General features: G+C 50.3%; 12 protein-coding genes. 7 read left to right on the forward strand and 5 right to left on the reverse strand.

What is annotated here, in order from left to right:
• Nucleotides 1–255: 255 nt before the first annotated feature.
• Nucleotides 256–1,317: a DUF2304 family protein gene (locus ACGYLY_RS20995; protein ID WP_395291274.1), complete on the forward strand. Its 1,062-nt coding sequence runs from the start codon at nucleotides 256–258 to the stop codon at nucleotides 1,315–1,317.
• Here ACGYLY_RS20995 and ACGYLY_RS21000 read toward each other — a convergent pair.
• Entirely contained in the window at nucleotides 1,301–1,627 is a 327-nt protein-coding gene (locus ACGYLY_RS21000; protein WP_395284942.1) for a hypothetical protein, read from the reverse strand. The two genes, ACGYLY_RS20995 and ACGYLY_RS21000, sit on opposite strands and share 17 nt — an antisense overlap.
• A 135-nt stretch (nucleotides 1,628–1,762) precedes the next feature.
• Here ACGYLY_RS21000 and ACGYLY_RS21005 point away from each other — a divergent pair, with 135 nt between their 5' ends.
• Nucleotides 1,763–3,262: an ArnT family glycosyltransferase gene (locus tag ACGYLY_RS21005; RefSeq protein ID WP_395284926.1), complete on the forward strand. Its 1,500-nt coding sequence runs from the start codon at nucleotides 1,763–1,765 to the stop codon at nucleotides 3,260–3,262.
• Between the two features lie 124 nt (nucleotides 3,263–3,386).
• On the opposite strand, the gene ACGYLY_RS21010 is transcribed toward ACGYLY_RS21005, so the two are convergent.
• A complete protein-coding gene (locus ACGYLY_RS21010; protein ID WP_395284598.1) occupies nucleotides 3,387–4,040 on the reverse strand; it encodes a right-handed parallel beta-helix repeat-containing protein in 654 nt (217 codons plus the stop codon).
• Nucleotides 4,041–4,617: 577 nt separating this feature from the next.
• On the opposite strand from ACGYLY_RS21010, the gene ACGYLY_RS21015 reads away from it, so the two are divergent.
• Both ACGYLY_RS21015 and ACGYLY_RS21020 read left to right on the forward strand, forming a co-directional pair.
• Nucleotides 4,618–4,956 (forward strand): HalOD1 output domain-containing protein, encoded by a 339-nt coding sequence (locus ACGYLY_RS21015; RefSeq protein ID WP_395284597.1) that lies wholly within the window; start codon nucleotides 4,618–4,620, stop codon nucleotides 4,954–4,956.
• Between the two features lie 247 nt (nucleotides 4,957–5,203).
• Entirely contained in the window at nucleotides 5,204–6,295 is a 1,092-nt protein-coding gene (locus ACGYLY_RS21020) for a cellulase family glycosylhydrolase (protein WP_395284596.1), read from the forward strand.
• Between the two features lie 24 nt (nucleotides 6,296–6,319).
• On the opposite strand, the gene ACGYLY_RS21025 is transcribed toward ACGYLY_RS21020, so the two are convergent.
• The gene (locus ACGYLY_RS21025; RefSeq protein WP_395284595.1) at nucleotides 6,320–6,892 is read right to left on the reverse strand and encodes a hypothetical protein; all 573 of its coding nucleotides are present in this window, start codon (nucleotides 6,890–6,892) and stop codon (nucleotides 6,320–6,322) included.
• Nucleotides 6,893–8,330: 1,438 nt separating this feature from the next.
• On the opposite strand from ACGYLY_RS21025, the gene ACGYLY_RS21030 reads away from it, so the two are divergent.
• Together ACGYLY_RS21030 and ACGYLY_RS21035 are read left to right on the forward strand one after the other, a co-directional pair.
• On the forward strand, nucleotides 8,331–9,275 hold the full coding sequence (locus ACGYLY_RS21030) for a polysaccharide deacetylase family protein (RefSeq protein WP_395284594.1): 945 nt from the start codon (nucleotides 8,331–8,333) through the stop codon (nucleotides 9,273–9,275).
• A 465-nt stretch (nucleotides 9,276–9,740) separates the two neighbouring features.
• Nucleotides 9,741–11,585, forward strand: a complete 1,845-nt coding sequence (locus tag ACGYLY_RS21035; protein WP_395284593.1) for an ArnT family glycosyltransferase — start codon at nucleotides 9,741–9,743, stop codon at nucleotides 11,583–11,585.
• 504 nt (nucleotides 11,586–12,089) lie between these two features.
• Here the strand turns inward: ACGYLY_RS21035 and ACGYLY_RS21040 are convergent.
• Nucleotides 12,090–13,109, reverse strand: a complete 1,020-nt coding sequence (locus tag ACGYLY_RS21040; RefSeq protein ID WP_395284592.1) for a hypothetical protein — start codon at nucleotides 13,107–13,109, stop codon at nucleotides 12,090–12,092.
• A gap of 326 nt (nucleotides 13,110–13,435) precedes the next feature.
• Nucleotides 13,436–14,467: an NAD-dependent epimerase/dehydratase family protein gene (locus ACGYLY_RS21045; protein ID WP_395284591.1), complete on the reverse strand. Its 1,032-nt coding sequence runs from the start codon at nucleotides 14,465–14,467 to the stop codon at nucleotides 13,436–13,438.
• Nucleotides 14,468–14,500: 33 nt separating this feature from the next.
• On the opposite strand from ACGYLY_RS21045, the gene ACGYLY_RS21050 reads away from it, so the two are divergent.
• Nucleotides 14,501–14,689 (forward strand): hypothetical protein, encoded by a 189-nt coding sequence (locus ACGYLY_RS21050; RefSeq protein WP_395284590.1) that lies wholly within the window; start codon nucleotides 14,501–14,503, stop codon nucleotides 14,687–14,689.
• Nucleotides 14,690–14,848 lie beyond the last annotated feature (159 nt).

Genomic DNA, 14,848 nt, shown 5'->3' on the forward strand with positions numbered 1-14,848 from the left:
TCTCAAATTCAACTCATCATCTCCACAGATCGGTACTGCGCTTATATGATAACCATGAAAGGTCGTTCTAGAATCTCATATCGCGATGATTGTTTTCCGGATTGTTTCCACTGCGCTGGTGATTGCGACAGTGCAAAAACACAATGTAACCGTAACCGATCGCTCGATGCCACGGCACCCACGGCCTCCAGAAGTGTTTCTGGAGAGCCACAACGAATAACTATTATTCTCGCGAACTAACCGTCAACTGAAGCCGTGGTGCTCTCTTTGACGATCCTACAAACGACCGGTCTTGACAGTCCGACACTCACTGCTCTGGTGTTGATCATCGCGCTCGTGACCTTCCTATGGGGGTTCGAGCGCTACCGAACAAGCTTTTCGCGGGCCGAATTCGGCGTCGCAATCCTACTTTCGTTGGGCATGTTCATCCTTGCCCTATTCCCGAACGTATTTTCTCGTATCGGGTTGCTCTTGCACATTCAGCGCCGACCGCTGGCGATCGCATTAGTCGTGAACGTAGCACTGATCGCCTTAGTGCTCTATCTGTTCGCACGGACTCGATCGAACCAGTTGCAGCTGGCTGACCTCGCGCGGAGCCTCACAATCGATCAAGCGAAAATTAATGCGGGCGACGAGCGACGAATCTTCGTCGTGATCCCCGCATATAACGAGGCCGGAAGCATCCGAGGCGTCGTAAGTTCGCTCCCGGAATCGATCCGTGGCTACACGATTGAACCGCTCGTTGTCTCCGATGGTTCGACCGACGATACTTACGATCAGACCGACTCGACCGACGCGTTCGTCGTCGAACACCCGATCAACCAGGGACAGGGCGGCGCACTTAAGACCGGATTCGAGATTGCCCGACAGAACGGTGCAGACGTAGTTGTGACGATGGACGCCGATGGTCAACATCCGGTCGATCAGCTCGAAGACCTCGTCGCACCGATTCTTGAGGACCGGGCAGACTACGTCGTGGGGTCTCGATACATCGGCTCTGATCAATCAGAGAATGGTATCGCTCGACAATCGGGGATCAAAGTGTTCACCGCGTTGATTAACGCGATCACTAAGATGGAGGTCACTGACTGCACGAACGGGTTCCGAGCAATTCGTGGTCCAATGATCGACAAGTTACATCTGACCGAAATGCGGTTTAGTGCACCCGAACTACTCATTGAGGCCCGTAAAAACGGCCTCCGCATTGAAGAAATCCCCGTTACTATTGCCCGTCGCGAGACCGGCCAGACAAAAAAGCCGAAGCTTGGGTACGCGGTCGGCCTCATCCGAACAATCGTCGTTACGTGGATTCGGTGACAGACTGTGCAAATCTCCTTGACGGCTGTCCGACGAGCAACCCACCACGCTTTTTATCGCCTTCCTCTAAGACATCTGCATGCGGCGTGCTATCTCTGCCGTCCTGAATCGGATAACCCAACAAATTCGCGACGATCTCGAAACTGACCCATACCTTTCGTATATTTTCCTCCTCACGTTCGTCCTCGTTGGATTTTGGATCTGGCATCATGTCCCAGACTTCGCGACTCGCGACGAACGCTGGCGCGTTGTCGATCCGCTGGAGGTACTTGTGTTCTTCCTTAGGGATCCCAGCGTTGAGTCTCTTCAAAGGGGACTCCAGCATTGGCGGCCTTATGGAGCGACATTATACCTCTATGGAATCGCCCTCATTCCCATAATCGTGTTTGCGTTTCTCACCGGTCAGCTCGATGCATTTACGGGGATTCTCAGACCACCGGATGGAATGAGTGTTAATCTCTGGGCGCATTGGAATCGGACGCCTGCGTGGGCCTGGATCGCGATCATTATCTCGTCGCGATTGGTTAATCTGCTACTGGCGGTTGGTTGCGTTTACGTGATGTACCGGATCGGAACAACGATGCAAGACCGCGCGACTGGGCGACTGGCAGCGATTCTGCTGTCGCTAACGTGGGGCTTCATCGTTTTGGCCCACGAGGCCGGTGAAGACATCCCGGCATTATTCTTCTTACTGCTAGTCGTCTACTTTGCCCTCCGTTACTCCGTGACCGGAGAGAACTCGCTGTTCTACGCTGGCTGTATCTGTGGCGGGATTGCAATGGCGTTCAAGCTCACCGCAGGAGTCAGTGTCGTCCTGCTTGGGCTTGCATATCTTTTGTACGCACGGAACCCCGAAACGACCCCTCGGGAGGCGCTTGTGCGGCCACGACTTCTCGTGTTCGGCGCAGTCCTCGGCGCGGCAGTGATTGTCATCGGTTTCCCGAGCACGTTTGCTGGGGGAATCAATGTGATTATCGAACGGGTGCATAGAGGAACAACGAATAAGGGGCAGTCGTTTGGTTGGCTGGTTGCCCCGAGTTGGTGGTGGATCCTTCGTGGGTATCTCAATGGTCTTGGACTACCGCTCTTTCTTGGGGTACTTGGGGGCGTCGCCGCGAGCCTTCCACTCCTCCGCGAACGGTCAACAACGTCGAATGGAGTACTGTTGGCGTTTGCAGGAACGGTAACGTACCTTGCCGTCTATAGTCGCTGGGCGTATATTCGTACCCATCACCTTCTTCCAACATTCGCCCTTCTTATTCTCATCCTTGCGGTGGTCTTGGCGCGCTTCTATAATAGAAACCGGTCACTAGCGCGGCCACTCGTCGTAATTCTCATAATAACAAGCGGTGTGTACGCCGGCATAGGTGACTTCGGATATGCAAATCAGCCCCGAGATCAGACGATGTCGTGGTTGTCATCGCACGCTGCAGGGAACGCAACCGTCGAGACGTACACGATGGATCCACAGGATGCCGCAGTTCCTCACGGGATGAACGTCTACCAGCCGAGCAATCGAGAGATGACGATCAATGGGAAGACGCGGACCCCCGGCGTCAGGAAGTGGACGCTCGCCATGCCCGAGCGATGCCCTTCGTACATCCAGCTCAACTATCAAAACGGTATACTGTATCTCGCGCCCGACAATTATAGCGAACGAGCGAAACTCTTGTCCAATCCGCGGATGGAAAGCTACTTCCGACATCTAATAGCCGAAGACAAATACTCTTACGAGGTTGCTGCCACATTCGGTCCCCGTCCACAGTTTTTGGTCACAGACAAGCCTCGTCTCTTTTGGTGGGACTTGCTTCGGGTTGGAATCTTCCCGCGAACCATCCAGTATGGAGACGCACAGGATTTCGGTGTGGACCAATATACAGTAGTCTTGGAGCGGAGTGCCCCGTGTAACACGTCCACACGGCGCAGTACGCATAGGAATGTTTGAGTAACAGATCGACAGTGTTCAACTTGACAGGGAAGTACTGAACGTGAAATTCAGCATTGTTCTGAACAGATGATGGAAAATAAAATACAATTTAATTAAAAATAATATATAAATTATCTATATTTTATTTTATCCTATCTTGATGTTGAATCTGTGGTTGACCAGACTGAGATTGGTATTCGCCCCAGCTAATATTCCATATATTATTTCCTTCAAAATAGACTGATGAGACTGAAACGCGAGGACTTGAGCGGTCAACAACTAGTCCAAAGAGATTGTTTGTCAGTCGACAGTCCTTGATTCTAATTTTAGTGCTATTCCATACTGTAACTCCCTCTGTGTTCCGCCACGCATCAACATCTTGGAGCGTAGCATCTGATGTATTGACTAAGTGAACGCCTCGATTCCACCGAGTAGTTTTGATCGAGCGTACAGTTACATCTGATACGCCATCTGGACTTGATATAAGAATAGCAGTGGAGTCGGTCGCACCCCTACCCATAAGTGTGTGTTTACTACCTTGGAGTGTCACGTGGCTTTCTTTGATCCGAATACAACTACTTGCTATCCTTCCGCCTCGAATATCCTGCGTTAATGTGTAGGTACCCTCTTCCGAAATCACAGTACAGTGGGATATTGGGACTGGTTCTTCTGCTAATGGAGTATCATTGAATAATGATGGTTGTATTACGAGACTGAGTGCAGCAAGGATAATACTAAGTCCTACTAATAGAACGATCCATCTGGCCCTAGAGGGGAGGAGTTGAGTAGGGACCATTCGATATTCTAATTTGAATCGGTAACGTAAAAGTTCGAACGGCCACCGAGCGATACATAGTTTAAAGATAGATTTAATCTATTTCGTAAGGTCACTTTTGACTCATCTTGACATCTCCCCGCTGTTTACGGGGAGATTCTCTCCTCGTAGAAAGATAGCCACAAATACGCGGTTCAGCACGAGTCGAAAGTCTCTAAAACGGTGTGACACATGAGTTTCGGCAACTTTCGTTTGAAGTCAGTCTCCTATACCAAGGCGGCAAATTACACTCCTCAAATAATATATTAAATCTGTTATTTTGAGCCAGTGGCGTATGTATATCGTGGTGGCCCAGTCCGCGTCCATTCCGCAACTAATCAGGATAAATCACCGATAGTGGAAGAGTACCTCTGGCAATGATGTAACGTGATTGGTTTACTAATTGTACTTAATGCAGTAGCGGGGATATAACCTCCTCCGGAGAATGCTATCTTAGACAATGTGTAGTTTGTAATGCAAATTTCCGGATCAGGTGTTTGTTTATCCGCTTAAGTCGTCCACACTTTGTTTATACGAGTCGGTCGTAGTTGGACACAGTATGGGGAGTGAAGATTCGCCAATTGATCAGGAGGAGAAGACGGAGGAACCTAAGCAGATTCAGGCGTTCTATAACTGGGGGGATACAGCACCGAGCGCAGCTGTCATCGATACGGTTGCCTTCGCAGCCCATCGTGAGCTATCTGATCTTCCGTTATTGTACGAAGTAGTCGAACCGGAAGCACTCAATAAGCTGATTTCCTCCTCGAATGCAATGCAGTCCACTCAAGATTCACAGCTCTCGATTTCATTCGCCTATGCAAACTGTGCGGTGACTGTGAAATGTGGTGGCGAAGTTTGTATCCGGTTACCGACTCATTCGGAAAAACAGTCGGAATGATAGGTTCGATCTCCTCGTTTCACCCTTTGATGAGTCCTATCTAAACAGAGGAGCTCCTAGACCGATTTGCAGCGAGTGACATATACCGTCAGAACATGAATATGGGTCTAAAACTCCTGTTTTAGCTTTGTATTGACTAGATTTCCCAGATTTTCCACAGTGAATGAATTTCCCCCATCCTTACAACCGTTGACGATATCTCCATATGTAAGAACTGATGAGAGGTACTCGACGGCAATTTGTTAAAATGAGTAGTGTAACAGGAATTGGTCTCCTTACAGGTTGCAGTGCGCCGGGAACACCAACTAATACGGAAAATGTAGCACCTGTTGATATTAGAGGTGCTCTCTATCTACCAACACGGGATTTTAATTTCTACCAGATGTGGGAAAATTATTCGCCCAAAATAATCGAGCGTGATCTCAGTTATGCAGCACAGTTAAATATGAATGCGATTCGAACCTGGGTGAATTATGAATTTTGGCTTGAAAACCCACGAGCTCATAGAAAAGCGATAAATCATTTTCTCACAACTGCCGCCGACAAAAACATCGACGTTTTGTTCAGTCTGTTCGAAAACGTCGGTACAACGCCAAGCCATGAAAATCTAATAGATACTGACCCTCAAACTGCAACGCCAGTACGATCACCTTCACTAACGGTCGTTCAAAATAAGAAACAGTGGACGAAACCGCGAGAATTTGTTCGATGGTTCATGGATCGATATCGTAACGACGACCGGTTGCTCGCTATCGAAGTGATGAATGAACCTGGATGGCGCAACGACGTGAAGAGATTTGCAAAGGCAATGTTTCAAATGCTTCTGCAGAATCGCGGTGCTGTTCCATTAACCGTAGGCGCGACTAGTCTGATTAACAGTGTAGACTATCTCGACTGGGGGAGTGATATACTACAGTTCCATTATAATTATCCATCTAGTAAGAAGATATTCAGGGATTTGCTGCAAGATTATCGCACAATATCGGAACAAGTTGAGCATCCAATTTGGTTAACAGAGTGGCAAAAAGTAGCCTCATTTGGATGGAATAGTTCCAGTCAAGCGGTAGAAGATTGGTATCCTGACTACTCATCACTAGCGCCACTTCTGCAAAAATACGGCGTTGGCAACTTCTTTTGGTCACTTATGCTCAAGCCAGCGTATACAATCCCAATGCGTCGAAAGAGAGTTCTCAATGGCCTTTTTTATGAAGATGGTGCTGTGTGGAGTCTGGAAGACGCACGAAGCATCAAAGGCATGTCCGGCGACAGTTCATTTTCGGGTGTGGAACGAAAGCAATGGCCGCAATGGATCAACGCAATAAAGCACCCACAAAGCTAAATCTCTAATCTGATAAGGTTGATTTTACAATAAATCAACTTCATTATTTGAATACGAATTCTTGTCTACTTCCAACTGTTCAATACCATCACCAACTCTTATTCCAACGGTGTTATTTTGGATTGTATTCCATTTGATTTGTGCCCGAGTGACATTTTCAACGGAGATCCCAAAGACGTTTGATGAAGCCTCAACATTCTGTATATTAGCCACCGTTGCCTGCCGAAATTCAACCCCATTATGCCAATCTGTGAGAGATAAGTTTTGTATTTTAACTCCCTCAGTAGTCTTTGACGTAATTACTTGAACTCCTGTGGTATGACTATTTCCACGCCCGCTTATCGTATGTCCGTTACCATCTAAAACTACATTTCCAGATCGGATTTTTATACAAGATTTGGAAATACCAGTACCGCCTCCGTTTGTGATATTACTTTTCAGTTCGTAGTGCCCTGGCTTATTGATTGATGTGCAATTATTGATTGTCCTCTTGTTTTCAACATTTGATATTTGGTAAGCACTTTGAGCGCCGAGACATCCTGAGAAAGTGATTGTGAAGATTAAAAAGACTGATAAGAGTTCTCTGTTTGTGTGCACAGGGGAACCAATGAGTTCATCCCCAATAGATGTTTATTGAGAGATTCACCAGAAGCTAGATTCACGTCTCGTCACGAGATTTAACGGGGATATCCGAGAGCAATAACTTCTAACGGCGACGATTGATCCCTTGAGAGACTGGTCTCCTCTTACAGATTCATAACCAAGAGTACAAGCGAGCCATTTTTTTGCCCACACCATGGGGAGAGTCGTAATATGACTAAGCCACTGGAATTGTAGTTATTCATCAGCATGATGAGGTAGAGCATTGAAATTGATCTCACAGATGGTTATTTGATAAATCTTAAAGCAAAGGATAAGAATATATATGCAAAAAGGAAGTTCAAATATAGTAGTTTGATGCTCAGAAAGCTTATTACTCTATCTAAAGAGAAAGTACTGTGCCCCCTCGACGACGAATTCTTGCACTGTCGGGTTTAGCGCTGACGACGAGTAGTCTTGGAAGCTGTCTTTCAAAGGTTAGACTTGCGAAAATTGGTCATATCCAAGCGAAAGTCCTCTCTCTTGAGTGGACCGATCAGGGACAACGGCATGAAGATCAACCATTGAATATCGCGTTTGATCGTTCGAGAGGGCTAATTTATGGGAAGTATGATCCAAACATTGTCGGCGATAGTATTCAGTCGCCAACTAACATTGCTGTGACCAAAGCAACACACAACCGGCTCTCTGCTCGGTTCAACGTAAAATATCTCATTCGGATCTGCGGATCAGACTTCTCTCAAGATGGTACGCAGGGATGTTTAAATAGGTGGACAAAGAGAAGTGATTTCAATAGTGTTCAGTTAGGTGATCGGGCAGAGGTTCATGTGACACAAGACAATTTCGATATTATAGATATCTATGGTGGTTCAGATACAGTGCAGTCAGTCAATGTTCACACATTTGACTTTGCTGAGCTTCACAAAAACGATGGGATCTCTCCCGACAAGTGGTAACGTCCAAATTAGGGAGGAAAGATCAAAGCTATGAGATACACACTCGATTTGACAGGCAATGGTGAATGTGCCTGATGGCACTGATAACGAGAGAGAGAGCACAGTACTAGTGGTCAGTTCCAGTAGAGACAGCTGACGATGTTATTCTCACAACAATACTCGTGTCCTACTTACCTACTGTGACCGCTCGGGGGGAGGGGTACAGATACGCTTGAGATTGAGCAGCTATCCGTACAACAACAAGAACTAGAAAATACGTGTTTAATCAATACGTACCGTTGGTAGAAGCTACTAGACTTCAAGAGCTACATACTGTAGACAGTACCCACTTAACAAAGTAAATCCATCGCCTCAGGGAGTAACTCATGAGGGCAATAACTCCAACCAATAATGAGTTCACATTTATCATTGGTATATTGTCAATTAGATCTACCACTCAAAGACCAAGATCAAGTAGCAAGGTAATGGTGAATGCGTAAATGGTTGGAGTAATTACAATAAGTTTAGAGATTGAATTGGGGTGGGGCTATCATGATATGGGATATTATAATCGATTCAGTGAAAATCGCTATAGGGAAACAAAAACCCTCCAACGGTTACTCGAAGCATGTGATGAGTTGAATATCCCGCTAACATTCGATGTTGTTGGTCATCTTCTCGAGAAACAACTACCATCACAGGAAACCCCTCACAGAGAGGGTTGGTGGGACTCAATCCCAAGTGGCTGCGACTCTTTGTTTTTTGCACCCGATATCGTTCAAGCCATTCAAGATTCGAATACTAACCACGAAATCTGCTCACATACCTATTCTCATGTCTTATGTAAACATGTGTCTAATCGTGTCTTAGAATGGGAACTCCAACGAGCAAATGAAGTACACCAAAAAATCGGAGAACCAAAACCGGTGTCACTCGTACCACCTCGTCACTCTCCACCATCAAAGGAGGTTCTCAAAAAAAGTGATGTCGAGATTATTCGCCGGTTAGGGTATGAATCGGCTCCAACCCGGCTACACAAATTCAACCAGCTTGTATTTAGTCCTCCAGATCCAATCGAGCCACAATTAGTCGATGAGATTGTCGAGACATATTGTACTAAATATAGTACTCTTTCTGCTGCCTCTCTTCCATCTGGAGCTGAACAGCCACTTTTCCTATTTCGTTCCATACCAACGTCCATTCGGCAGTGGTTTCATCGGCGATATTTAGAACGAGCAGTATTAAAAGTAATACGACAAGACTCATACATCCATTTGTGGAGCCATCTACATAATATCGCTAATGATGAGCAATGGTCTCCTATTCGTTCATTTTTGGAGATTGTAGCACACTGGCGAGATCGTGGTGACCTTGTAGTGATGCCAATGAGTGTACTGAATAAACATATTCGAGCACAACCATCTGGTAGTAACGATCAATCCTAATATCAATTTCTATCAATCAACTTGTCGACAACGAAATTAGGGAGAGAGATTGGTCGCAGTCACAGTCTTTCGTCGTAGCTTTCATTGATAGCGTCGATTGATCCGAGATCAATGATGTCAAAATATGTGAGAATCATCTAGCTATGCGTTGAGAATTTTAATCTCAACATCTATCGGCAAGAAATTTTGAGAACTGATCTAATAACAGAAGAACATCAAGGAGTCGCTTTTCAAGTATAAGTAATTCAACTAAGCCTTAATATGTGTGCGCTACGCATTGGAACCGCATGGAGCCACTTACAATCTGCGAGATCCCGATTACGGTCGCAGAACGGGTATCCAAAGAGAGTAATAAGCCTAGACTCAGCTACGCATTCAGGCTGACGCGAACGACTCTCGTCACACGAATTCGATGAACCGCGGATACGTTGTTGCGGCACCGGGAGGACGCCCTCGGAGGCAATCGTGTTCCGACTGATTACGAGCCTCTCTCGTCGCGTCTACGCGCAGGTTCGAGACGACCTCCGCGCGGATCCATACCTCGTGTACGTCCTCCTGCTGGCGGTCGTGCTTGCTGGCTTTTGGTTCTGGCACCGCGTGCCGAACTTTGCGACCCGTGACGAGCGGTGGCGGGTTGTTGATGCAATGGAAACAATCGGCTTTCTCCTCCAGGACCCGAGCTACGACTCGCTGAGAAAGGGTGTCCTCTACTGGCGAACCTACGGAGCAACAATGTACCTGTATGGACTGGTCTGTCTCCCCGTATTCGCGTATCTGTTTCTCACCAGGCAGACCGAGGTGTTCACTGCGACGACGCGTGCCTGGAGTGACGGGCTATGGATACACTGGCAGAGCATCCCCGGCTGGGTGTGGACGGGAACGCTGTTGCTCTCGCGGCTCACATGCGTCGTCTTCACGGTGGGTTGCGTCTACGTCATCTATCGCATCGGCACAGTGATGCAAGACCGCGCGACTGGGCGGCTGGCGGCGCTACTGTTGAGCCTTACGTGGGCACTCCTTGTGTCGGCTCACGAGGTCGGAGAAGACGTTCCGGCATTGTTTTTCCTGCTCGTCACGATGTACTGCGCGCTGCAATACGTCGAGACGACGCGGGCAAACTGGTTCTGCACTGGCTGTCTCGCCGGTGGACTCGCCATTGCGTTCAAGCTCTCGGCAGGCGTGGCTGTTCCGATCCTCGGCGTCGCGTACCTTGCCTGTGGACGGCAACCCAATGTAGAGTGGCGTGACGCGCTGTTCAGACCGCAGCTGCTCGTCGTTGGTGGGGTGCTGGGTCTGCTCGCCGTCATGGTAGGTTTTCCGAGCGTCATTCTCGGCGGCATCGATGTGCTTGCCGAACGGATCAGCCGGGGGACAGTGGCAAAGGGAGAGCCCCACGGCTGGATCGTCGCACCCACTTGGTGGTGGCTGCTCCGGAGTTCGCTTAACGGGGTCGGCCTCCCACTGTTCGTCGCGCTCATTGCAAGTGTTCCGGCGGGACTGTGGCGGCTCCGAGAACGCTCGCGGGCGGCCGACGGGATCGCGTTCGCGCTGGTCGGCGTCGCCGTCTACCTGTACGTGTACTCGGGGTGGTCATACGTCCGGATGCACCATCTGCTGCCCGTCTTCGCGCTGTTGATTCTCGTGTTGGCACCCGTCGCGATCCGGCTGATCGAGCACCGCCCGTCGGTCGGTCGACCACTCGTCGCGCTGCTGCTGGTGACGAGCGCGCTGTACGCAGGGATCGGTGTCGCTGGATACGCCGACGCACCGCGAGACGAGGCAACGGCCTGGCTGGCGGCGAACGCCGACGAGAACGCGACCATCGAGTCGTATGTGTGGGACCCGCAGGAGGCGGCCGTCCCCCATGATGCGACCGTCTTCCAGCCGACTGACCGACAGATGACCGTCGACGGCGAGACAGTGAACCCGAATTACGTCCAGTGGACGCAAGCGATGCCGGAGCGCTGTCCAACCTACATCCAACTCGGCTATCATACCTCGTTGCTTTACCTCGCGTCGGACAACCACAGCGCGCGCTCGGCGAGTCTCTCGAACAATACGATGGCAGAGTACTACGGTGCGTTGCTTACCGAGGATAAGTACCCTTACGAGGTGGCAAAGACGTTCGGACCGGAACCGCGGTTCCTCCGAACCAACCAGCCTCGCGACCCCACTTGGAAACTCCTCCGCGTCGGGATCTATCCCCGGACTATTCAGTACGGTGATCCCCAGGATTTCGGCGTCAACCAGTACACGGTGATCCTCGAACGAACCGGAGAGTGTCAGCCAGAGGAGAATTCGCCGCTGTAACGACGATCAGTGGGCTGGGTTTCGTTTTGAGTGTCCGAGCGAATCCCTCCTGAGATACGGATGTATTTTTGTGTGGTTGCCAGATTGTGTCACCCTCTCTGCGCCTGTAACGGTACCGGGGCAACGTCGTTATACGCATAATAGCTGGCGGCGGTCGCTCGCAAACAACGTGGATAGACGCGACCCTAGAGATCGGCTTCACTGGCTGCAGCCCTCAATCCGGTAATATAAAGTCCGTAGGTTTCCGAGCAATAGGCATCCTAGTGATAGATTGTACATGAGTAGGTGCTTATTTTCTTACTCATTATAGCCACGGCACATGGTTCAGCACGGAGTCCACTAAGAGGTGCACCGTACTTCGCGATCTATTTTCGACCGTTCAAATCCGAGGTATGTCGGAGCTTGTTCGCTTGCTGTGAGATAGAGAGATTATTAGTATCCTCCACCACCTGAACGCTGAGGAATCCCAAGCAGTGGGAGTTTTAGGTTTGCAACCATGACTCCTCACTCTGTTGAGGCCATGAAAAACTCCTGATAGCAGGTGGCGGCGAGCAGGGCGAGGAATGGAAGCGGATAGAGCCAGTACGCGCGATACGCACGCACGAACAGCGGCAGTATCATCGAAACCACAAGAAACGCAGTCGTCATAACGGGCACATTCGTCGACAGTGTGGGTCGCTTGGCGTCTCGTGTAAAAAGCACCAATTGAACGACAATCACTGCGGGGACGATAAGAACGAAGTGGTTGAGGGCTTCGCGGTACAGTGCACTCATCCACTGACTCGTGTCGCCGATGAGCGACGGGACGACAGGATTGGTCGTGTACTTCTCCGCGGCCCCGAACGACCAGTAAATCGCGCCGTTGAACGAAGTCTCTCCCCATACCACGTAGACGAATGCGAACGTGATGGCCACGACGCCGAGTCCGGCGAAGGTAAACGATGCTAACCATTTGATGCCCGACTCGCGGTCGAGTTCGCGGAGTCGGTCGTATGCGAGTGCTGGAATGGCGAACACTGCGTATTGGGAAAACAGTCCCGCAACTGCGATGTTCGCGCCGCGTGCCGCAGGATTGCTCACCGAGAGTGAGAGGAGGATGCCCGCAGTTGCGAACGAACGAACATTTATTACTGTTCCTCCAGCGACGGGGACGCTCGTCAAGAACAGTAATCCCGCTACTAAGCCAATGTGGGAGGCATCATGCTGTTTGCAAATTCGCCAGAGGAGGATTGCGATGACCGCATTCGCAAGTCCCACGAGAACGAAAAACACGAGTAGATAATGGCCAGTCGCGGCGACGGTGATGTTGAGCAATTCGAATAGTGGCGGCTTATTGTCTATCGCTGGCCGGACGTAAATGGGCTTTCCGGCAAGCACCGCCTCTGCAAGCGGACGCCAGCAACACCGCACGTCGATGTGTGGGAGTTGTGTGCCCGACTGAATCCGCGCGTATCGACCCATCGTTTCGAGAACGCCGAGAAGGAGGAAGAATGTCGGAACGATGAACATGGAGGATTCGAGCATTTTGTGTTTTAAGGAAAACAGGTGCATTAGAGGAGAACAGAGTGTGTTTGTTTGAGTTTAGTGCTGGGCGTGTCAATGACTGTACTTCCGTCAGTATCTTCTGTGCTATTGATTGTGTAAATATCTTCTTGTACCGGCTTAATAGTTAGTTGTACCGGATATCGAAATGTGGCCATCTCAATCGTTTCGGGCGACAATGAGTTACACAGATTCGAGGAGAAAGCCTATGGTTTCAGTCGCGGATGTCAACTGCTGTCTCAACCTATAGCGCCAATCCGCTTGTTCGGATTGCCACCCTCCTTGCCTATATCCATGTTTGTGGGTTTTTATGAGAGACACTTGGCACGCAGGAGCGAACGGACGCTCTCGGCGACGGATTGCTCGGGACGCCAACCTAGCTCATGGCAGGCACGGGCCGTGTCGACAGCAAAGTTCTCAACAAACGTCTCGTCGGGTCGGGGGTTCTCGACAAGCGAAATTCCGACATCTCGGTTGGTTTCCTCGGCGGCGATCGACCGGACAAGTTTCGCGATCTCTGTGACGCTCATGTCCTCATTGCCGGCGATCTCGTACCCATCAGCACCTGTCTTCCCGTGATCGAGGTTGTCGAGCAACCGTTCTGCGCTCTTCACGTACGCTTGGGCCACGTCGTCGACGTGAACGTAGTTCCGCGACTGCGTCCCCGGTTCGTACACAGTCAGCTCTCGACCCTCGGACACACGATTGACGAAGAAATTGATAACAGTTCCCTTGGAGACGGTTCGCCCGTTGACCTGGTGTTCGCCGTAGAGATTTGACTTTAGATAGCAGTGAGCTGGGAAGGCACCGTCGGCCATGTCAGCGATAGTGTGTTCGCCAATGAGCTTCGTCCGACCGTACCAGTTCAGTGGTTCGCGCGGGTGTTCGACCGTGATTGGAAATTCAATGGGATCGCCGAGGACGGCCACGCTGAATGGAAAGACGAGTGCGGCGCCGGTCTTGCGACAGAACCAGGCGATGTTGTTCGTCCCGCCGACGTTCACCTCGTAGGCAAGGTCTTGACGCTCCTCGCAGTCCTGAACGCCGGTAATCGCAGCAAGGTGGAGGACGACGTCCGCGCCGTTGAGAAATGACTCCAGGTGACCGCGGTCGCGCAGGTCCACATGTTCGATCTTGACGTCTCCGACCTGCCGAACATCGCCGAGCCAGAAATTGTCCATCGCGTTCACCGTCCAGTCGGGGTGGGCCACCGTGAGGTGGTACAGGACGCGGCTCCCGATATATCCTGCAGCGCCGGTGACCGCGATCGGATGAGCCTGCTCGACGTGGCGCCCACGCTGGTCGAGAGCGTCGGGGCCGAACCGCCAGAGGGGTGGCATGGGATCTCCCTCTCTAAGGGTGGTTCAGAGACGATGATCACAGTCGCCCCATGGCACGAAAAAGCGACAGTTGCCGTCAGGAGCGACCTCGGAACGCTGATAGCCCGAGACGCGGATGTAACGCTCGACAGTGGTGGGTGGCGGACTAAGGCCAAGCGGGCCGAAGCGACCGAGGAGATAGAACAGCGGCTCCGCGAACTGGGCTATGTCGACTCCGGATGAGCCACTTCTGCTCCCGAAATAGATATGTCAACTCTCAATGATGTTGGTTTTAACAGCCCTCGACGACCGATCTGACGGTGACGAACTCGAATCCCTCGTCACTCTGCCACTCGGGATTTCTTCGTTTGAAGACAGGTGAAAGTCTCAATTGAACCGAGT

The organism is Haladaptatus sp. CMAA 1909 (assembly GCF_043952005.1).
Classification (GTDB): domain Archaea; phylum Halobacteriota; class Halobacteria; order Halobacteriales; family Haladaptataceae; genus Haladaptatus.

Bases quoted from the DNA above. Each gene is read 5' to 3' on its own strand.
- ACGYLY_RS21005 (WP_395284926.1), top strand. From the start codon at position 1,763: ATGAGTGTTAATCTCTGGGCGCATTGGAATCGGACGCCTGCGTGGGCC.
- ACGYLY_RS21015 (WP_395284597.1), top strand. From the start codon at position 4,618: ATGGGGAGTGAAGATTCGCCAATTGATCAGGAGGAGAAGACGGAGGAA.
- ACGYLY_RS21020 (WP_395284596.1), top strand. From the start codon at position 5,204: ATGAGTAGTGTAACAGGAATTGGTCTCCTTACAGGTTGCAGTGCGCCG.
- ACGYLY_RS21030 (WP_395284594.1), top strand. From the start codon at position 8,331: ATGGTTGGAGTAATTACAATAAGTTTAGAGATTGAATTGGGGTGGGGC.
- ACGYLY_RS21045 (WP_395284591.1), bottom strand. From the start codon at position 14,467: ATGCCACCCCTCTGGCGGTTCGGCCCCGACGCTCTCGACCAGCGTGGG.
- ACGYLY_RS21050 (WP_395284590.1), top strand. From the start codon at position 14,501: ATGATCACAGTCGCCCCATGGCACGAAAAAGCGACAGTTGCCGTCAGG.
- ACGYLY_RS21010 (WP_395284598.1), bottom strand. From the start codon at position 4,040: ATGGTCCCTACTCAACTCCTCCCCTCTAGGGCCAGATGGATCGTTCTA.
- ACGYLY_RS21040 (WP_395284592.1), bottom strand. From the start codon at position 13,109: ATGCTCGAATCCTCCATGTTCATCGTTCCGACATTCTTCCTCCTTCTC.